The organism is Kamptonema sp. UHCC 0994 (assembly GCF_029167235.1).
Taxonomy (GTDB): domain Bacteria; phylum Cyanobacteriota; class Cyanobacteriia; order Cyanobacteriales; family Microcoleaceae; genus Kamptonema.
The window spans coordinates 1-18,455 of the sequence record NZ_JARFTR010000055.1 but is presented as its reverse complement, the minus strand read 5'-3'; the positions used below and the strand labels follow the sequence as shown (position 1 = coordinate 18,455).

Here is an 18,455-nt window from a genome sequence, read left to right as displayed (position 1 = left end):
ATTAATAATAAGTTAAAGCTGTTAAAACGCAGTGGATTCGGGTTTAGAAATTTTAAAAACTTTGAAATACGAGCTTTGCTTTTTTGGCATTTTCCTAAAGAATTAGCATACTAAGTACGGAAGAACCAAAACTTTTTGAGTAAGCCGGAGAATAAACCTCCTGAAAATTCAGTTTTCATAGATAGTTTGCCATCCATGCTAGTCATCGCCCCCGCCTCGGCGGTGATACTTTCTCCTGGGTTTAGGGTGATGAAAATAGCTGCAAAGGATGGTTTATAACGAATTTCATATTTCACAGGTTAATCTCCTGTAGAGGCTAGTAAACTCATCTATAATATTGGCAAAATTTTTCCAGTTAAGGATGTTTTTTAACAAAAATATACAAACTTTGCTAACTTTGTATTCTCGGTAAAAATCAAGATGCCTGTTCCACAAATACATTTGTTTTAATAACAGGCATCTTGCCTGTTATTAAAACAAAGTTTTTTAGTTATTATCTAGTGGTATTTTTGCTTTTTCAAATATCTGCTCAGAGGTAAATTCCAATCCTTCAAAAAGTGAATCTGTTAGCAGCATATCTCCCATATAAGTCTGTGGTGGTGCATCTGGATAAAAAACAGTAATGCTTCTAGCTTTGGTATCTACCACCCACACCCGCAATACCTTGGCATCTAAATAATCTCTTGCTTTAGCCGCCATTTGTCCAAAAGTTTGTCCAGGTGAAATAATTTCTATCACGAGTTCTGGTGGAACAGAACAAGCTCCATCTTGATCCCAGTCATCTGGTAAGCTGTCATTAGAAATATATAAAAGGTCTGGTATTGGTGCCCAATCTCGCCCTTTTTTACTTAAAGTGACAGCTAATTCTGGACATACTTCTCCCCGTCCATCAGACCAATTTTCGATCAGATTGAGGAATGTACGAGTGAGCTTAGAATGAAATTTTTTAGGTGACATTTTGGGGACAGCCTGACCATCAATAAGTTCGTAGGTAATATCACTCTCAACGGGGGGGAGAGCGAAAAACTCTTCCAGTGTTAATTGGCTTGCGATTTGCACTATTTTTTACCTAATTATTTAGTGGTATTTTTGCCTTTTGAAATATCTTCTCTGCGGTAAATTCCAATCCTTGAAACAGTGAATCTGTTAGCGGGATATCTCCCATATAAGTCTGGGGTGGTGCATCTGGATAAAAAACAGTAATGCTTCTAGCTTTGGTATCTACCACCCACACCCGCAATACCTTAGCATCTAGATAATCTCTTGCTTTAGCCGCCATTTGTCCAAAAGTTTGTCCAGGTGAAATAATTTCTATCACCAGCTCTGGTGGAACTGGACAGGCTTCATCTTGATTCCAATCTGCGGGTAAGCGTTCATAAGAAATATATAAAAGGTCAGGAATCGGTACCCAGTCTCGACCTTTTTTTGTTAATTGAATAGCCCATTCTGGTAAAACTTGGCCGCGTCCATCACACCACAAATCAATTAGATAGAGCAGTGTGCGGGTGAGCTTGGAGTGAGAAAATTTAGGTGACATCTTTGGTACGGCCTGACCATCAATAAGTTCGTAGGTAATATCGCCCTCAACGGGGGGGAGAGCAAAAAATTCTTGTAGTGTTAGTTGGCTGGTGGTTTGCAGCATTGTTTACCTTGAGCAACTAGGAAATAGTTTAGCATTATTCTAGATTGAATTCAATGGCAATAAAATTTGTGTGCGGATGGTAAAGGGATGGTATATAATTCATAACTATCGCAGTTCTATAATACGCTAGGTAATTCAGGATGCGGGAACCTCAACCCCGAAAACGATTTGCTCAACATTGGCTCAAGAGCGAAAAAGCTTTAAATCAGATTGTTAAAGCTGCGGATTTATCCCAGGATCGCGTACTAGAAATTGGCCCTGGGACAGGAATTTTAACTCGGAGCTTATTATCTACGGCGCAGTCAGTTGTCGCTGTAGAAATAGATCGGGACTTATGCGAAAAATTAGCAAAGCAATTGGGTAAAGTTGACAATTTCTTACTTATACAAGGGGATATCCTTTCAATGGATTTGGACGAGCAATTAGCCGCATTCCCTAGATTCCAAAAACCCAACAAAGTTGTCGCCAATATTCCCTATAATATAACTGGGCCAATTATAGAAAAACTACTAGGTAGAATCTCAGCTCCAGCAGCTAAACCTTTTGATTTAATTGTACTTCTCGTACAAAAAGAAGTAGCAGAAAGGCTGTATGCTAAACCTGGTTCCAGAGCCTTCGGTGCGCTGTCAGTGCGAGTGCAATATTTAGCAGAATGCGAGTTAATTTGCGACGTACCAGCTAAAGCATTTTATCCGCCGCCAAAAGTGGATTCTGCTGTGGTGCGGCTGCGTCCCCGGATGGTGGAACCGCAAGCTATTAACCCAGTGTATTTAGAGGGTTTAATTAAACTCGGCTTTGGCAGCAAGCGTAAGATGTTACGCAATAACTTAAAAGGTACAATTGAACTAGATTTGCTTGCTCAATTACTAGAAAGATTACAAATAAATCCTCAATGCCGAGCTGAAGATTTAAGTGTAGCTGAATGGGTAGCTTTAAGTAACAACTTAAATGTAGAATTGGAAAGTGAATCATCCACAGGCGATTAGCCTGTGAAGTTCTGCATAGTTTTATGTTAAGCAATGAAGAGGGATTGATTATGGTCACAGACTGATGTAAATTAACTCAGAACGAGGGAATTAAGTCCCAAATCACCCATACTTATGCGCTCATATTCTTTGATTGCTCCAGCCAAAATCAATCTATACTTAGAAATCATCGGTGATTCCCCTAGCGGCGGCTATCACGAACTGGCAATGGTACTCCAAAGTATAGATTTAGCCGATCGCATCGACTTGCGGCCCATCGGTACAGAAACCATCCGCGTCCGCTGCGACGATTCCCAAGTCCCCGCTGACAAAAATAACCTTGCCTACCGCGCTGCCGATTTGCTAGCTAGGCAATTTCCTACTGCTTTTGCTCGCTACGGCGGCGTGGAAATTGTGATTCACAAACACATTCCTGTAGCAGCAGGTTTAGCTGGCGGTTCGGCGGATGCGGCCGCTGTTTTAGTGGGGATGGATTTGATGTGGCAACTCGGACTTACGCAGTCAGAATTGCAAGAATTGGGTGCTCAATTGGGTTCAGATATTCCTTTTTGCATTGCTGGTGGTACTGCTTTAGCAACAGGTAGAGGCGAACAACTTTCACCATTGCCGGATTTAGATAATCTCTATGTTGTGCTGGCAAAATATCGCAATTTGTCGATTTCTACGGCGTGGGCTTATCAAACTTATAGGCAACAATTTAGCAGTTTTTATTGTGCACCAGATGATGTCGAATGTCGTCGGCAACGAGTTCATTCTGGGCAGATGGTGGCCGCGATCGCGCACAAAGATGCGGCAAAAATTGGGCAATTATTGCACAATGATTTAGAGAAAGTAGCCTTACCTGTATATCCCCAAGTATTGCAACTACGAGAGGTCTTTCAGTCCCTAGGCGTTGTGGGAACCATGATGTCTGGTTCAGGGCCAACCGTGTTTGCTTTAACGGAGTCTCTGGCAGAGGCAGAGCAGGTTAAAGAGCAGGTAAAAAGCGCGATCGCATCTCCTGATTTAGACCTCTGGGTGGCAAAATTTAGTAATACTGGCATTCGCATTGCATCTGATTGAAACATGACTAATTTAACTAATTCAACTCCAAATTCTCCACCTCCAAAATCTGAAGAAGAGACAAGTATTTTGCGTTGCATTACTGGTTCTCTGATTGCGAGTGCATTCGCATCAGGTCTCTATTTGTTGACAGCATCAATTGCACAGACATTTGCTAGCAAGCCCACTCATTCTGATAATATCACAGTGATTAAAATTGCCTCTGCTGTGAGAACTTTGGTAGTAGGAATGGCTGCATTGGGAACAGGTATTTTTACTTTGGCAGCTATTGGTTTGATGGGATTGGCTATACAACTTTTGATTCAGCGGTTGATGAAACGATTGAAAAAGGATTAAAGTGTTTAATTAAATTTCATTGAGAACTTGAGTTTCCAATAGGTTACAATTTCTACTAAAGAATTATACAAAAGTGTAATACTTTCGTGAAATTGAGCTAAAATTATTTGATACAGTCAAATTTTAGGGAATCTTGCATCTGACTCCTTCAACCGTGAATCAAATCCTCAGAAATCAGCCGCAACTTGGGTTTCCCCGGATACCACCCTATCTCCAACTGCGGCAATATCAACAGCAAGCTATCGCCAATTGGTTTGCCAATAATGGGCGCGGTACGCTGAAAATGGCGACAGGAAGTGGTAAGACAATTACAGCACTAGCGATCGCATCTGAACTATATCAAAAAATTGGTTTACAAGCCCTGATTGTGATTTGTCCCTATTGTCATTTAGTAGCACAATGGGCGCGGGAATGCGAGAAATTTGGCATCCAACCAATTTTAACTTTTGAAAGTGCCCGCACTTGGCAAAGTCAACTGGCTGCGGGTTTGTATAACGTGCATTCTGGTTCCCAACCTTTTCTCGCCGCGATTGCTACTAATGCTACTTTAATGGGGGAAAGTTTACAGTCACAACTGCGTTATTTTCCTGACAAAACTTTGATTATTGGAGACGAAGCTCATAACCTTGGTACACCTCGTTTAGAACAAAGTTTGCCGCGAAATATTGGACTGCGCCTCGCTCTTTCTGCTACTCCACAAAGACACTTTGACGAACAGGGAAGTGAGGCAATTTTTGATTATTTTGGCCCAGTATTACAGCCAGAATTAACATTAGGAGATGCAATTCACCAGGGGGCGTTAGTTCACTATCTTTACTATCCCCTATTAGTTGAATTGACAGAATATGAAGCTCTGGCTTACAAAAAATTAACCAAAAAAATTGGCTGGGCTTTGCTAACTGGTGGCGAAGACATTGATAATATAGATGTTAAACCCTTACTGATGCAGCGAGCGCGTTTAATTGGAGCAGCCGCCAATAAATTAACAGCATTACGGCAATTAATGGCAACACGAAAACAGACAAATCATACATTATTTTACTGCGGTGATGGTTCCGTAGAAGGAAGCTCTAGTAAAAATAGCGACCGCCAACTATCAGAGGTTACTAGGGTTCTAGGCTCTGAACTTGGCTATCGAATTAATACATATACTGCTGATACGCCTTTAGCGGAAAGAGAGGTATTGCGTCAGCAATTTGAAAGTGGAGAATTACAGGGTTTAGTAGCAATTCGCTGTTTAGATGAAGGTGTTGACATTCCCGCAATTCGTAATGCGGTTATTTTAGCAAGTAGTAGTAATCCCCGCCAATTTATTCAGCGCCGGGGGCGAATTTTACGACCGCACCCCGGTAAGGAACGTGCTACTTTATTTGACATGATAGTATTACCTCCAGATTTGGGAAGAGAAACCTTAGAGGTTGAGCGTAACCTGTTGCGAAAGGAGTTGAAGAGATTTTTAGAGTTTGCTGACTTAGCCGACAACTCAGGACAAGCTAGAAGTAAATTGTTAGAACTTCAAACAAGATATGGATTATTAGATATTTAAAATCATATAAACCTGCTATTCTTATTATAGAGCATTAGCCTTTTTTAGTTTGTAAATTTTGACACATTCAGGAAAATATGACTATGGCTTTCAGATACGAAGACAGTTTTATCAGCACAATATCAACCAACGTTTTAGCTGAAAAGCATTCCTCTTACAAGATTAATGTCGATTTGGGGGACGTACAAGAGCCAATTACTAGCGCACCTGAAGAAGTGCGCCAAATCATCGAGCGAGTATTACAAGCTGAGAAAAATAAGCTTTATATGAAACCGCCGCGTAATATTAATGAAGACATTTTAAAAATCATTAAGGAGGTGATTCAATGAAACTGATCTCAATGCAACTCCATAATTTTCGTCAATTTTATGGCAAAACTCCACAGATTTCATTTGCCTCTGGAATTCGGAATACTACCATGATTCATGGCAATAATGGAGCGGGTAAAACAACGCTAATGAATGCGTTTACTTGGGTGTTATATGAAAAATTTAGCGCCGCTTTCGCTGCTACAGATCAATTAGTTAACAAACGGGCAATTAATGAATCTGAGCCGAATAAAGTTGTCGAATGTTCGGTGGAGATTGTATTTGAGCATGGTGGAAAAAGCTATCAAGCAAAACGGGTATCCCGTGTTTATAAAAATGATACGAATGTGGAGAATCCCAAAACTCAATTCCTGATGCAAATAGCGCAAGATGATGGTCGTTGGATGTTTCCATCAGAACAACCAGATGATATTATTGGGCGAATTTTACCAGAAAGTTTGCACCAATATTTTTTCTTTGATGGTGAAAGAATTGAGCAAATTGTCCGCACTAATAAGAAAGCTGAAATTGCTGAGGCGACTAAGGAATTACTAGGTGTAGAAGTTTTAAACCGCTCGATTCGACATTTGGGAGAAGCTAAGAAGTCTCTGGAAACAGATTTAAAAGTGATTGGTGATACGCAAACGAAGAAGTCATTAAAGGACAAGCAAAAATTAGAAAAAGAGGTGGAAAAACTTTCAATTCACCAAGTTGAAATTACTCAGGAGTTAGAACACCAAGGGGAGCTAAAAAAAGCAATTAGCAGTCGCTTGTTGGAACTTAGTGGTGCTGGGGAGTTGCAGCAATTGCGGGTGGAACTTGAAGTTAGCGCAGCATCTATTAAAGAACAGTTAAAACAGGCTAAAGAAGCCTTGAAACGAGCAATTACAACGCGAGGATATACTGTTTTTATTGCCGATGCGGCGGTAGAATTTCGGCAAATTGTTGATGGTTTGCGAGGGAAGGGGGAATTGCCAATGGGGATTAAGCGGCAATTTGTGGAGGAGTTATTAGAAAGGCAGAGATGTATCTGCGGTGCAGAGTTAATTGATGGCACTCACGCTCATTCTGAGGTGAATGGTTGGATGGATAAAGCAGGAATTGCTGATGTTGAAGAAACAGCAATTCGCACAAGTATTCAGGTGGAGGAACTTGAGAAGCAAGTACCTAATTTTTGGGATGAAATTGATAGACAGCAAGAAAATATTAATTATAATCGGGCAGAGCTTTCTCGCATTGAGACGCGGTTGGATGATATCAATAAAAAATTGCGAAATTATCCAGATGAAGATATCAGTAAGTTGCAGAAACGTCTTGATGAAATTGAATCTAAAGTTAACGAATTGAATCGCGAGACTGGTTCAAATCAGCAACAAATCGATCATCTAAATCGCGAAATTGAAGGCTTAGGCAAGCAGATTGATAAGCAGCAAATGAATGAGTCTAGGCAGGTTTTGGCTCAGAAACGGATTGCTGCCACTCAAGATGCTATTGATAGGTTAATTGAGGTGAGAGCGCGTTTAGAGAAACAGTTTCGTTTGCAGTTAGAAAAACGGGTGCAGGAGTTATTTAGCCAAATTTCTTTCACTCCGTATATCCCCAAGTTGAATGAAAAGTATGAGATCAATTTAGTAGAGAATACTGGGGGTGAGGAAGTTAGTGTGGCGGCTTCTACTGGTGAAAATCAAATTCTGAGTTTGTCCTTTATTGGTGGTATCATTGAGGGGGTGCGCGAGTGGAGTGAAAAAAATACTTTGATGGGGCCAGATAGCAGCACTTTCCCGATAGTAATGGATTCTCCTTTTGGCAATTTGGATGAGATATATCGGCGAAAAGTTGCGAAGACGCTGCCAAGATTGGCGAATCAATTGGTAGTTTTGGTGACAAAGACTCAGTGGCGGGTAGAAGTTGCGGAAGAAATGAGTAATCGCACAGGTAGGGAATATGTTTTAGTTTACAATTCTCCTAAGCCTGAGTGTGAAGAGGATTCGATTGAGTTGGCAGGTGTACGTTATCCTTTAGTTAAGCAAAGTCCAAATGAGTTTGAATATACAGAGATTGTAGAGGTGGATTATGACTTTTAGTTTGGCATCTATGTTAGAGTTTTAACCGATGGCGAGTGGGGATATATTTTTAATCCTCTCTCTTAAAAGGTAAAATTTTTAGTTAAATTTGCAGTAAATGATTGATTTAAAAGGTGACAATGAATCGCATTAATGTTGCTAAAGATAAAGCGGATTTAGTCAAAGCTTTAACAGTAATAGATGGGAAAACTGGCCCTTTCCAGACCTACGCAGATGTGATAGTATTTGCTGCTGCTTTGGGGTCAAAACGCAAGAAGCGCTTACCTCTTAAGGAAATTTCTAAAAAAGAACCAGGGCCCATTGCATTAGAAATTTTTGTATCTAGGGGTTACGATAGTGCGATTAAGTTAATTGCAGTTGTAGAAACTAAAGACTCAAAAATTCTCTCCTATAATGATGAAGCATTAGAAGAACAGCGGCTCACTATTTTTGAAGAATATGCAAATGGAGGCTTGGAAATATTGCGAGAGGAATTGCGGGGGGCTGGAGACTATTTAGATCGGCTTTTATTGATGCTTATTGGTGAAAGATTTAAGGAAGAATCGACAGACCAAAGTTTTGATTTAAGGAGATTTTTATAGATCAATACTGGCAGAAATAGGATTTAGATCCTATTTCTGCATAAACTTTTTCTTCCCTATATGTCGTTTCACAGTATCAAGCACAGCCAGTTTAATTTCAATCGTTCAAGTCAAAATAGCGGGCAAACCCACCTCCCTCGGTTTCACAAATCTACCATTAAAATTAACCGCCCGATCTTCCACCGTTCTGGCCGCTGCTACAGCCTGCCGCAATTCGGCTTTTTCCATATCATCCGTCACTCCTCCTAACAGATAAATAATCAACTTTGCCGACAAATCTTTACCCGAAACTAACACCCGTTTCTTATTTGGATCGTACAAAATTCCATACCACAATGACTCGGTCGAATCCATCTGACTAAACCCACCATCGGTGTCATATCTCCGTAGTTTATGGAAGATTTCTTTCAGAGAAAAGTTCTTTCTAAATACTAAATTTCCGATAGCTTGAGATACGGCAATTTGACCAACCGGACGGAATAAAATGTTCCCGTCTCCCCCCGGTTTTTCAAAACTAAAACGCCGCATTTCTAAGGTTCCGACCCCGTTCTCTAATTCACAATAACTCGGTAAACTAGCTAAGCCATCAAAAAATAGATTAAACTCCTTAATTCCGGCCTCTAATTCCTCATCATCTGGTCGCATGGCAATTAATCCTTTATCGGACGGTTTCCAGCGGGGAAATTTATACCGCAGATAGCGTTCCGACATATCTTGTAATGCTTGCAATGTGGTTAAAACTGTCGATTTAGCCGCCACAGTAGCACTATCCCAATTGACGCGGGGGTTGCGGTCTTCGGCTTCTTTTAATAAGGGATGAGTGACGGCAATTTTACGGGCAACAATGGAAAATCCATCATCTTCATTCAGGAGGGCAAGTTGTCCTTGGCTTAATTTTACTGCCATTAAATTAACATGAACAAAGATGGATCTAACTCTCCATCTCGCCTCTTGATGGGTTTCTCCTTTGACAACGGCGGGGATAAATTCAATACCGATTTTTTCTTGGGCTAAGGTTTGTAAATAAGTGAGATCGATTTGATATTCTTCAATTAAATCATCAACGGTAATTGCCCCACCAACAGGTTTTTTATATTTATTAAAAGGTTGAAGGCGACCAGTTTTAATTAAGGTCATTAATCCTTGAACTCCCATCAATCGGTGTTGACCATCCAGGGCAAAAACGGAAACATCTTTAATATTTAAAAAGCCAACTGTGGCGTTTTTGTCAATAGCTAAAAAGTCGGCAGAAGACTTAATGGCGCGGCCGTTTTCATCCCATTCTGGGGCCTTGGGATCGTCTACCCAAGGGAGACTTTGAACAACTAAAACGGCGGGGAATTTGTGGGTTTTTCTAGCTGCAAGATACTGTGCCAAAGACCCTTGGCGCGACCAATCTAGGGGCCTTTGTTGGATTTCGTCGATGGTTTCTTCATCGCGGATGACGTTGTTAGTTTGGGGGTCGAATTTTTGCCGAAATAGGGGTAATTGGGCGGCGAAGCGAACTTTGCTGTCTAACCATTCCAGGGTGACGGAGCCCACGTAGGCCTCCGTGCTCCCCATTTGGGTTTTTTGGACGAGGAGGCGGTCGTCGCGGCCGAGGTATTTGTCAAGTAGGAAAGCGATTGCGTCTCGTTCCCGCTTCTCCTGTTCGAGTATTTGGTTAGCGAGGTCAGCGGTCAAATCGTTGGCGTTGGTCATGGTTGGGGATTTTGGGTAGGTTATGGGATTTTAGAAAAATAACATATATGAAATTTTTTGTAAAGGCTTGTTTTTAAAAAAGTTTTGTGCAATACTAGGATTACAGAAGGTATTGTTTACCATATATATGTAAATTTGTCAAGCGCTTGAGGGATTGGCAGGGCAGATTTCTGTTTTACTAACAATTTTGGCCATGAAAACAGACAGTATTTTTTATCGCCTGTTCAAAGAATTTCCGAGTAGTTTCTTTGAGTTAATTGGCCGTCCTGCGAGTGAGGCGAATGCCTATCGTTTTGATTCTTTTGAGTGGAAACAAACGGCATTTCGGATTGATGGTTTATTTCTTCCCCTTGAGGATAATTCTCCGCAGTGAAAGTGTAGCTGTTGTTCAGGCTAAGCAGTTAATAGCCAGAACTCAAGAGGAGGTAAAGGATGAACAAATCCGCATAGATATTCTCGATTTAATCGAAACAGTTTTGTTCTACAAGTTTAACACGAAAAGCCGGGAGGAATTAGTGCAAATGTTTGGCATAGATGATTTAAGACAGGTTAGGGCTGTTCGAGAAATATTAGCTGAGGAACGGGAAGAAGGCCGCGAAGAAGGCAAGCTAGAAGTAGTTCCTAATCTTTTAGCGCGAGGATTTACTGTAACAGAAATTGCCGAAATATTGAAGTTGGAAGTTGAGCGAGTTCAACAAAAAGCTCAAGAATCTGCCAACGGCAATAATTAAAGTTTCTGGGCAAAGCATTCCGGCAATAAATCTCTGGTTTCATCAATAAATTATCTGCCGGAATGCTTCATTTTTACTACAATTTCGGTTTAATTATTTGTTTTTTATCCCTAATTTTTCCCATGATTTCATCCTTTGAATACAGTTTGCCAGTCATCCGAGGCATTCAAGGGGGACGTGAATATTACGTTTCTATGTGTCCCTTGCGTTTATTACCTAAATTATTCCCTTTCGAGGGTGAGGAAATGCCTGTAGAAATGCGGTCAAAGCGCAGCCTAAACCGTTCGCGAGTGCCGGAAATTAGCAATTATATTCTCAAAAATCCCACCAATTATACTTTAGGTGCGATTGCGGCTTCCATTGATGCTAAAATTACCTTTGAACCCCTAGGAAATGAGGCAGAAAGTCGCAAGATTGGGCGTTTGCGCGTGCCAATGGATGCGATATTAACGATTAATGATGGGCAACATCGGCGGGCGGCCTATCAAATGGCATTGAAAGCAAATCCTGAGTTGGGGTATGAGACGGTGGCTTTGATTTTATACTTAGATTTAGGGTTAGAAAGAGCCCAGCAAATGTTTGCCGATTTGAATCGTTTTCAAGTGCCAATTGATGCCTCTTTAAATATTCTTTATGAGCACCGGGAGGTTAAGGCGAATTTGGTGAAGGCAGTTGTGCAGCGAGTTGAGGTTTTTCGGTGTTTAACTGAGATGGAAAAGGGGACGTTATCGGCAAAGTCTGATAAACTTTTTACGCTTAGTAGCATTTCTCATGCTACTCTGAGTTTATTGGTTAATTATGCGGACTGGGGAATGGAAAAGCAGGTGGAATTGGCGGCGGATTTTTGGAGTGTTATTTGTGATTTGATGGCTGAGTGGGAGTTAGTTTTGCGGGGGCGGTTGACGGCGGCGAAAGTGCGTCACGATTATGTTCATTGTCACGGGATTGCGCTTTCAAGTTTGGGGGAAATTGGGGCGAGTTTGTTGGCGGTTAATGCTGAGAATTGGCGGGAATGTTTGGCGGGTTTACAGGAGGTTAATTGGTCGATTTCTAATCCTGATTGGCAAGGGCACATTCTTTGTAAGGGTGGGGTTTCTAAGTCTAAGGTTAGTTTGGGTTGGATGAAGGGTTATTTACAAGGGAGGTTGGGTTTGTGATTTGAGATAATTATTGAGGATCTAAATTTTAAGCGAGAAAGTTATGAGTCAAAAACGGCAAGCCAATTATAAAGATGGTAAAAGCAATCCTTTAATTGTTGTTCTTTCTGCTTGTGGAAACCCTGATATTTTACAGCCAGAAAATCTGGGAATCCCAATCAAGAAAAAGCAAGTTTTTACACTGATTGAAGCCTCAGAAGTATGTCAGGAATATATCAGGGAATATGAACTAGGCGGAGGTAACTGGTTAGGTGGTAAAGTGTTTGATGCAATTACTAATGAACAAGTTGCTTATATGTCTTATAATGGGAGGGTTTGGACTCAGCTAGAAAAATGGATGAAGGATTAAAATGTCATCCATATTAGGTTGATTTTCCGACTTTTTAAATGCGTTAATTGTAAGTTTTTTAGGTAAAAATTAATGGTTTCAGGGCAAAACTCAGACAACAAAAATCTCGCATATTATTCTGACTGCTTTTCTCAAATCAAAGTATATAAAAATCAAAAGCAAGGGGGAGAAGCTTTAAACCAGCCAGTATTGCTACTATCTGTTATTGATTTAATCGCACAAGGTTTAATTCAAGATAATTTGATCCCTATTTCAGATGAATTAATTAACACCTTCAAAAAATATTGGGATCTCCTGACCTCAGACCCGTTTGAAAGCAGTGATTTTGCTTTGCCATTTTTCCACTTAAAAAATAGGAAGCCTAAGTTTTGGTATCTCAAGTTTAGTGAACAATATGATGGTGGTCGCCCTCAAACAATCAACACTTTAAAACAAGCTGTTGATCATGCAAAAATAGATGAGGAATTATTTTATCTTTTGAAAGATGCAGACGCAAGAAAAGAATTGATTGACACCTTAATTACAGCTTGGTTTTCATCAAGCCAAAAACAGCTAGATGACATCTTAAATATTAATCAGTCTTTACAAAATTCTAGTTTAGACGAATTAGAAAATTTAGAATCACCTAATGCAACACAACAACCTAAGATTTATTTAAGAAAATCTTTTGTTAGAGAGGCTTTTTTTCGTAAAAGTATTGTGCATCTCTATGATTATAGATGTGCATTTTGTCGATTGAAGGTTACTAGAACGCTTAAACAAAGTATTGTAGATGGGGCACACATAAAACCATTCTCAGAATTTTATGATAGCCAAGTTAACAACGGGCTTTCACTATGTAAAAATCATCATTGGGCTTTTGATAAAGGCTGGTTTACTATCGACAATCAGTATAAAATCATTGTCGCTAGTGATTTAGAGGAGGACTCACCCTACAATCGATCAATGAAAGAGTTTCAGGGAGAATTTATCTTATTGCCGACTACTGAACAATATTTCCCTAGACTTGAAGCGATACAGTGGCATCGCAAAAATGTATTTAAAGCTTAATTAGTGTGAGGTTTCAAGATGACTCAACAAGTAGAACAACTATCAATTTTTCCACAACGTACAGTCCAAGATTTGTTAGAAGATATTAAAATTCTGACTAAAGAAATTCAAGATTTATATTGTCAAGATGAAATCCCATTTGTAATTGGCTGGTCTGGGGGCAAAGATAGTACAAGCGTGCTACAGCTTGTATGGTATGCGATCGCAGCTTTAGAACCAGAAAAACGAACGAAAACAATTCATGTTGTTACTAACGATACGCTGGTAGAAAATCCTATAGTTTCTGCTTGGGTTCGTAAATCCCTAGAACACATGAAAAAAGCTGCTATAGAACAGCAAATGCCTATTAAAACTCATCTGACTCATCCAGCAGTTCAGGAGACTTTTTGGGCTTGTTTAATAGGTAAAGGCTATCCATCACCAAGAAACCGATTTAGATGGTGTACTGAACGCTTAAAAATTCAGCCTACAGGTTCATTTATTCGTGAAATAATTAGGACAAGTGGCGAAGTAATCCTGGTTTTAGGAACTCGTAAAGCTGAAAGTGTTAAACGGGCTGCAAATATGGCTAGACATAGAGAGTGGCGAGTTAGCGATCGCCTAAATGCTAACCCTAGTCGCCCTAATTCTTACATTTACCTACCTATCGAAGATTGGCGAACTGATGAAGTTTGGCTATATTTAATGCAGTGGGAGAATCCTTGGGGTAATAATAACAAAGATTTATTTACCATGTATAGAGGCGCAACGGCAGATAATGAATGCCCTCTAGTTATTGATACTTCTACTCCTAGCTGTGGCGATTCCCGTTTTGGCTGTTGGGTTTGTACGATTGTTAGTAAAGATAAATCAATGGAGGCAATGATTCTGAATGATGAAGAAAAAGAATGGATGCAGCCTCTCCTTGATATCCGCAACGAATTAGATATTGAAGATGACCGCGATAAGCGAGACTTTCGCCGCATCTATGGGAGAGTCGAACTATTTGAACGCAACATTGGTGAAGGTGAAACCTCGGTTCAAAATATCCCTGGCCCCTATACAAAATACTGGCGAGAACATTGGTTAAGACGAGTCTTAGAAGCACAAACTCTCACTCGTAAAACCGCGCCCCCAGAAATGGGAGAAATCACCCTCATTACCCCAGAAGAACTCAGCGAAATTCGCCGAATATGGCTAGAAGAAAAACACGAATTTGACGACAGCCTCCCCAAAATCTACCAAGAAGTCACCGGCGAACCCTTTGAAGATACCCGCCCATTTGACGAAAGAAAACTACTAGGAAATGATGAATGGGACGTACTGCAAACCATCTGCGAAAACGACACAATGCACTTAGAATTAATGTCTAAACTCCTCAACACCGAACGCCAATACTACACCAAACCCCGCCGAACCGGTATCTTTATTGATATCGACAAATGTTTTGATACCAGTTCCCGAATCAAAGAAGAAGCCATTGATAACGCCCACTACCAACGTCAAGTAAAAACTGCCCTCGAAACAGTTAAAGATGACCCCCATGAAATCTACCAAATTCGAGAGGCCATAGCCACCATCGAAGACCCCGATAAATTACCAGAAACTAACCCTAAAAACATCAAAGAAAATCAGGGAAAGAAAGGTGATAAAAATAAACAATCATCTTGGGCAGATATCAAATATCCCCTGCTAAATCTTATCGAAGATAACCCCATTGAGGAATGAATTATCGCAGTTTCACAAAATAAGAGTTAGTTCTTAGGTATGTAGTTGCGCTTCAGCGCTCTTTTATAGCCTAAGAGCGCTGAAGCGCAACTACATACCTTTTTTAATCTGCCATTTGCGTAATTCCTGATAAATTAACCACATTTCCACAATGATTTTCCTCGAACTCAGCCTAGAAAACTTCGGCCCCTACCAAGGCAAACAAATCATCAATCTTCGCCCTCAAATAGACGAAGAAACCCGCCCCATTATCCTCTTTGGTGGCATGAATGGCGGCGGCAAAACTACCCTCATGGATGCCATTCGTCTCTGCCTTTATGGTAATCGAGCCCAATGTTCCACACGCGGCAATTTAAGTTACAACGACTTCCTTTCTCAATGCGTTAACCGCCACACTCCCCCCCTCGAAAAAACCCGCATCGAATTAGCCTTTGAGCACGTCTTAGATGACCGTTTAACTCAATACAAAATCGTCCGCTATTGGGAAAAACAAGACACCAAAGATACATTAGGTATTTTAGTTTATGACGGACACGATGAATGGTGGCCCGACAAAGCCATCGCCTCAACCTGGGATGAATACATTGAAACCCTACTTCCCCTCGGTATTTCTAATCTCTTCCTCTTCGACGGCGAACAAGTTAAAGAACTCGCAGAAATGGAAACCCCGCCCGATTTTGTCGTTGGCGCAATTAAAAGTCTTTTAGGTTTAGAACTCGCTGAACGCCTATCCGTTGACTTAGACATTTTCGCTGGCCGCAAACGCAAGGAAATCGCCGGCGCAAAAGACAAAGATACTCTCGATAAAATTGAAGCAACCTTTGAGAAACTACTCAAGGAAAAAGGAGAAGCAACAGAGGAGACTAGCAGCAATCAAGGCAAATTAGAACAAGCAGAGAAATACTTACAAGAAGCCACCAACCGCTTTATTTCCGAAGGTGGAAAAATCGCCGGCGAACGCAGTTATCTCGACCAACAATTAAATGATTGGAAAAAACAAGCAGAAACCCAGCGTCAAGGAATGGTACAATTATCCGCAGGTTTCTTACCTTTAGGCTTAATTTCTCCCCTTCTTGAACAAGCCAAAATTCAAGGTGAAACCGAGGCCAACCAATTCCAGGCAAAAATTGCTAAAACCGCCGTAGAACAAAGAAGCGAACGCCTCCTTAAATACCTCACTCAACTATCATTAAAACCCGAACAACTGCAAGATATCCAAACCTTCATAGAACAAGAAGATGCCGACTTTACACAATTAGCTGAAAGTGGCGAACCTTGGTTAGATGCGACGGTCGAAGCTATCGCCCAACTTGAAATTATTTTAGCCTACGAAATCAAAGCTAATCAAGCTATTGCCATTGAAAAAATTAAAGAACTTAAGGAAGCTGAAAGCGAGATAGATGTAGTCGAACGCCAATTAGATAAAGCCGCTTCACCGGAAGCTTACGAAAAGTTAGAAACAGCAGTCAGAGAGTGTCAAAAACAAGTTGCAAACGCCCAAGCATCCTGGGAACTTGCTAACCGCAAAGTCTCTGAAATTGACAGAGAAATTGCCAAAACCCATAAGGAATTAGAAGAGTATAGCCAAGACTATCTCAAACACAGAAATAACCAACATACTCTCGCTGCTATTGCCAAGGCACAAAACACGCTGAAACTGTTTAAGGAGAAGCTAACCCTCAAAAAACTGAATAAATTAGAAGTAGAAATCACTGAATGTTTTCGTTATCTTCTTCATAAATCTGACTTAGTACATCGAGTAGCTATTGATACCCAAACCTTTGCCTTATCTATCTACGACCCCCAAGGTAAGTTAGTTCCCAAACACCGTCTTTCTGCCGGGGAAAAACAACTTTTAGCTATTGCCTTTCTCTGGGGACTCGCAAGAGTATCCGGCCGCCATTTACCGATTGCTATTGATACTCCCCTTGGTCGTCTCGATTCTTCTCACCGTAACAATTTAATTGAGAAATATTTCCCCTCTGCGAGTCATCAAGTTATTCTTTTATCCACTGACACAGAAATTGCCCAAACAGAATATGAAAAACTGAAGAAATTGGATGCCATCGCCCACACTTATCTGCTAAAATATGATTCTGTTAAACAGCAAACCATTATTGAAGAAAATAGTTATTTTTGGTAAAAATTATGGTACAAACTCTACAAGCGCAAGCTGTTAACCTCCGCGACCTCATTGATAAATTTGGCATTCAATTAGTTGAAGATGAGCAATTTTTCCGCGAGTGGCAAGATAACCTTCCAGAAATCACTGATTTAGATCGTCAACTTCTTGATAAGGTAAAAGCAGGTTATATTAATCTGCTAAATTATCCGCCTTTGCTAGAAAATGTCATCCGTATGGCTGTACTTGACCCGATGCTTTTTATCGGTGATTTTTACCTAGCCCCGTTTTACGTTAAGGCGGAAAAGTCTGTGGAAATTATTAGTGAAGATAAGGGAACTATCATCAGAGGAAATATGGATACTTTGGTATTAAAAGACCAATTCTGGGTGATGGTTATTGAATCAAAAAAAGACTCATTTTCCATTGAGGCCGGTCTTGCACAAATCCTGGCTTATATGCTTGGTAATCCTCACCCAAATCAACCTAGTTATGGTCTGATTAATGCAGGAGGTAGCTTCATATTTGTTAAATTGGTGAAGGCAGAAGTACCCCTATACGGCACATCTAATATCTTTGGTATTCGCAATCGTGGTAATGATTTGTACGCTGTTCTCAAAATTATGAAACGTCTGAGTCAATTAGTAATATCGTTAGCAGAGAGTTAAATTTATGGAACCACCAATCGAAAGAATCCGCCTTTCCCAATCTGGCAAAGACCAACTTTTAAAACTGCGGAGATTTACCAAAATTGACCAATGGAATATTCTTTGCCGTTGGGGATTTTGCCGTTCTCTTGCTGAACCTTCTATGCCTTCTCCCGTTCCGATTCCTGCTGATAGTAATGTCGAATTAACTTGGGATGTATTCGGCGGTGAAATGGCTGATATTTTAATAATTGCTTTAAAACAAAGGTGTTATAATGATAAATTAGGCACGGATAAAGAAACTCTGGCTAAACAATTTCGCCTCCACCTTCATCGCGGAATTGGCTATTTAGCGGGCGATCCCAATATCAAAAAAATCGAAGACTTAATCGCGATCGCCACCCAAAAGTAACCCAAAGCAACCGTAACGCCGCCCTCTGGGCGGT

21 protein-coding genes are annotated in these 18,455 nt (G+C 40.5%); 17 read left to right on the top strand and 4 right to left on the bottom strand.

The annotated features are described in order from the left end of the window. Window positions 1–114, top strand: a 114-nt coding sequence (locus tag PY364_RS05795) for a transposase (RefSeq protein ID WP_275521286.1), incomplete at its 5' end; no start/stop codon positions are given. Here PY364_RS05795 and PY364_RS05790 read toward each other — a convergent pair. The 3 genes from PY364_RS05790 to PY364_RS05780 form a co-directional block, all read right to left on the bottom strand. Beyond that, complete coding sequence (locus PY364_RS05790) at window positions 111–296, bottom strand: AIM24 family protein (RefSeq protein WP_343277554.1); 186 nt, start codon at window positions 294–296, stop codon at window positions 111–113. The genes PY364_RS05795 and PY364_RS05790 overlap by 4 nt on opposite strands. Before the next feature lie 190 nt (window positions 297–486). Then, window positions 487–1,059 (bottom strand): Uma2 family endonuclease, encoded by a 573-nt coding sequence (locus tag PY364_RS05785; RefSeq protein ID WP_275521285.1) that lies wholly within the window; start codon window positions 1,057–1,059, stop codon window positions 487–489. 10 nt (window positions 1,060–1,069) lie between these two features. Then, entirely contained in the window at window positions 1,070–1,639 is a 570-nt protein-coding gene (locus tag PY364_RS05780) for a Uma2 family endonuclease (protein ID WP_343277555.1), read from the bottom strand. A 143-nt stretch (window positions 1,640–1,782) separates the two neighbouring features. On the opposite strand from PY364_RS05780, the gene rsmA reads away from it, so the two are divergent. The 7 genes from rsmA to PY364_RS05745 all read left to right on the top strand — a co-directional run bounded on the left by rsmA (window position 1,783) and on the right by PY364_RS05745 (window position 8,545). Continuing rightward, complete coding sequence (gene rsmA, locus PY364_RS05775) at window positions 1,783–2,628, top strand: 16S rRNA (adenine(1518)-N(6)/adenine(1519)-N(6))-dimethyltransferase RsmA (protein WP_275521283.1); 846 nt, start codon at window positions 1,783–1,785, stop codon at window positions 2,626–2,628. 114 nt (window positions 2,629–2,742) lie between these two features. Continuing rightward, window positions 2,743–3,690 carry a 4-(cytidine 5'-diphospho)-2-C-methyl-D-erythritol kinase gene (ispE, locus tag PY364_RS05770; protein WP_275521282.1) on the top strand — a complete coding sequence of 316 codons (948 nt, stop codon included), beginning with the start codon at window positions 2,743–2,745 and terminating at the stop codon, window positions 3,688–3,690. A gap of 3 nt (window positions 3,691–3,693) precedes the next feature. After that, complete coding sequence (locus tag PY364_RS05765) at window positions 3,694–4,026, top strand: DUF3082 domain-containing protein (RefSeq protein WP_275521281.1); 333 nt, start codon at window positions 3,694–3,696, stop codon at window positions 4,024–4,026. A 154-nt stretch (window positions 4,027–4,180) separates the two neighbouring features. Continuing rightward, window positions 4,181–5,572, top strand: a complete 1,392-nt coding sequence (locus PY364_RS05760; RefSeq protein ID WP_275521280.1) for a DNA phosphorothioation system restriction enzyme — start codon at window positions 4,181–4,183, stop codon at window positions 5,570–5,572. A gap of 83 nt (window positions 5,573–5,655) precedes the next feature. Beyond that, window positions 5,656–5,901: a hypothetical protein gene (locus PY364_RS05755; protein WP_275521279.1), complete on the top strand. Its 246-nt coding sequence runs from the start codon at window positions 5,656–5,658 to the stop codon at window positions 5,899–5,901. Beyond that, entirely contained in the window at window positions 5,898–7,964 is a 2,067-nt protein-coding gene (locus PY364_RS05750; protein WP_275521278.1) for an AAA family ATPase, read from the top strand. The genes PY364_RS05755 and PY364_RS05750 overlap by 4 nt, the downstream gene beginning before the upstream one ends. 113 nt (window positions 7,965–8,077) lie before the next feature. After that, on the top strand, window positions 8,078–8,545 hold the full coding sequence (locus PY364_RS05745) for a DNA phosphorothioation-associated protein 4 (protein ID WP_275521277.1): 468 nt from the start codon (window positions 8,078–8,080) through the stop codon (window positions 8,543–8,545). Window positions 8,546–8,650: 105 nt separating this feature from the next. On the opposite strand, the gene PY364_RS05740 is transcribed toward PY364_RS05745, so the two are convergent. Next, entirely contained in the window at window positions 8,651–10,246 is a 1,596-nt protein-coding gene (locus PY364_RS05740; RefSeq protein ID WP_275521276.1) for a DGQHR domain-containing protein, read from the bottom strand. Between the two features lie 193 nt (window positions 10,247–10,439). Between PY364_RS05740 and PY364_RS05735 the strand changes: the two genes are divergently transcribed. The 9 genes from PY364_RS05735 to dndE all read left to right on the top strand — a co-directional run bounded on the left by PY364_RS05735 (window position 10,440) and on the right by dndE (window position 18,421). Then, window positions 10,440–10,619 (top strand): DUF2887 domain-containing protein, encoded by a 180-nt coding sequence (locus PY364_RS05735; protein ID WP_275521275.1) that lies wholly within the window; start codon window positions 10,440–10,442, stop codon window positions 10,617–10,619. Further along, entirely contained in the window at window positions 10,579–10,977 is a 399-nt protein-coding gene (locus PY364_RS05730) for a DUF2887 domain-containing protein (RefSeq protein WP_275521274.1), read from the top strand. The genes PY364_RS05735 and PY364_RS05730 overlap by 41 nt, the downstream gene beginning before the upstream one ends. A 122-nt stretch (window positions 10,978–11,099) precedes the next feature. Beyond that, entirely contained in the window at window positions 11,100–12,134 is a 1,035-nt protein-coding gene (gene dndB, locus PY364_RS05725; protein WP_275521273.1) for a DNA sulfur modification protein DndB, read from the top strand. Between the two features lie 43 nt (window positions 12,135–12,177). After that, complete coding sequence (locus tag PY364_RS05720) at window positions 12,178–12,483, top strand: hypothetical protein (RefSeq protein WP_275521271.1); 306 nt, start codon at window positions 12,178–12,180, stop codon at window positions 12,481–12,483. A 72-nt stretch (window positions 12,484–12,555) separates the two neighbouring features. After that, the gene (locus PY364_RS05715; protein WP_275521269.1) at window positions 12,556–13,533 is read left to right on the top strand and encodes an HNH endonuclease; all 978 of its coding nucleotides are present in this window, start codon (window positions 12,556–12,558) and stop codon (window positions 13,531–13,533) included. Between the two features lie 18 nt (window positions 13,534–13,551). Continuing rightward, window positions 13,552–15,240, top strand: a complete 1,689-nt coding sequence (gene dndC, locus PY364_RS05710) for a DNA phosphorothioation system sulfurtransferase DndC (RefSeq protein ID WP_275521267.1) — start codon at window positions 13,552–13,554, stop codon at window positions 15,238–15,240. Between the two features lie 151 nt (window positions 15,241–15,391). Continuing rightward, complete coding sequence (gene dndD / locus PY364_RS05705; protein ID WP_275521265.1) at window positions 15,392–17,383, top strand: DNA sulfur modification protein DndD; 1,992 nt, start codon at window positions 15,392–15,394, stop codon at window positions 17,381–17,383. Window positions 17,384–17,388: 5 nt separating this feature from the next. After that, the gene (locus tag PY364_RS05700) at window positions 17,389–18,030 is read left to right on the top strand and encodes a restriction endonuclease subunit R (RefSeq protein WP_275521263.1); all 642 of its coding nucleotides are present in this window, start codon (window positions 17,389–17,391) and stop codon (window positions 18,028–18,030) included. A 4-nt stretch (window positions 18,031–18,034) separates the two neighbouring features. Next, window positions 18,035–18,421, top strand: a complete 387-nt coding sequence (dndE, locus tag PY364_RS05695; protein ID WP_007353678.1) for a DNA sulfur modification protein DndE — start codon at window positions 18,035–18,037, stop codon at window positions 18,419–18,421. The last annotated feature ends 34 nt before the right edge of the window (window positions 18,422–18,455 follow it).

What these genes read in the sequence shown, in the direction of transcription:
- rsmA (WP_275521283.1), top strand. Translation starts at nt 1,783, where the DNA reads ATGCGGGAACCTCAACCCCGAAAACGATTTGCTCAACATTGGCTCAAG.
- ispE (WP_275521282.1), top strand. Translation starts at nt 2,743, where the DNA reads ATGCGCTCATATTCTTTGATTGCTCCAGCCAAAATCAATCTATACTTA.
- PY364_RS05765 (WP_275521281.1), top strand. Translation starts at nt 3,694, where the DNA reads ATGACTAATTTAACTAATTCAACTCCAAATTCTCCACCTCCAAAATCT.
- PY364_RS05755 (WP_275521279.1), top strand. Translation starts at nt 5,656, where the DNA reads ATGGCTTTCAGATACGAAGACAGTTTTATCAGCACAATATCAACCAAC.
- PY364_RS05750 (WP_275521278.1), top strand. Translation starts at nt 5,898, where the DNA reads ATGAAACTGATCTCAATGCAACTCCATAATTTTCGTCAATTTTATGGC.
- PY364_RS05740 (WP_275521276.1), bottom strand. Translation starts at nt 10,246, where the DNA reads ATGACCAACGCCAACGATTTGACCGCTGACCTCGCTAACCAAATACTC.
- PY364_RS05735 (WP_275521275.1), top strand. Translation starts at nt 10,440, where the DNA reads ATGAAAACAGACAGTATTTTTTATCGCCTGTTCAAAGAATTTCCGAGT.
- PY364_RS05730 (WP_275521274.1), top strand. Translation starts at nt 10,579, where the DNA reads ATGGTTTATTTCTTCCCCTTGAGGATAATTCTCCGCAGTGAAAGTGTA.
- dndB (WP_275521273.1), top strand. Translation starts at nt 11,100, where the DNA reads ATGATTTCATCCTTTGAATACAGTTTGCCAGTCATCCGAGGCATTCAA.
- PY364_RS05720 (WP_275521271.1), top strand. Translation starts at nt 12,178, where the DNA reads ATGAGTCAAAAACGGCAAGCCAATTATAAAGATGGTAAAAGCAATCCT.
- PY364_RS05715 (WP_275521269.1), top strand. Translation starts at nt 12,556, where the DNA reads ATGGTTTCAGGGCAAAACTCAGACAACAAAAATCTCGCATATTATTCT.
- dndC (WP_275521267.1), top strand. Translation starts at nt 13,552, where the DNA reads ATGACTCAACAAGTAGAACAACTATCAATTTTTCCACAACGTACAGTC.
- dndD (WP_275521265.1), top strand. Translation starts at nt 15,392, where the DNA reads ATGATTTTCCTCGAACTCAGCCTAGAAAACTTCGGCCCCTACCAAGGC.
- PY364_RS05700 (WP_275521263.1), top strand. Translation starts at nt 17,389, where the DNA reads ATGGTACAAACTCTACAAGCGCAAGCTGTTAACCTCCGCGACCTCATT.
- dndE (WP_007353678.1), top strand. Translation starts at nt 18,035, where the DNA reads ATGGAACCACCAATCGAAAGAATCCGCCTTTCCCAATCTGGCAAAGAC.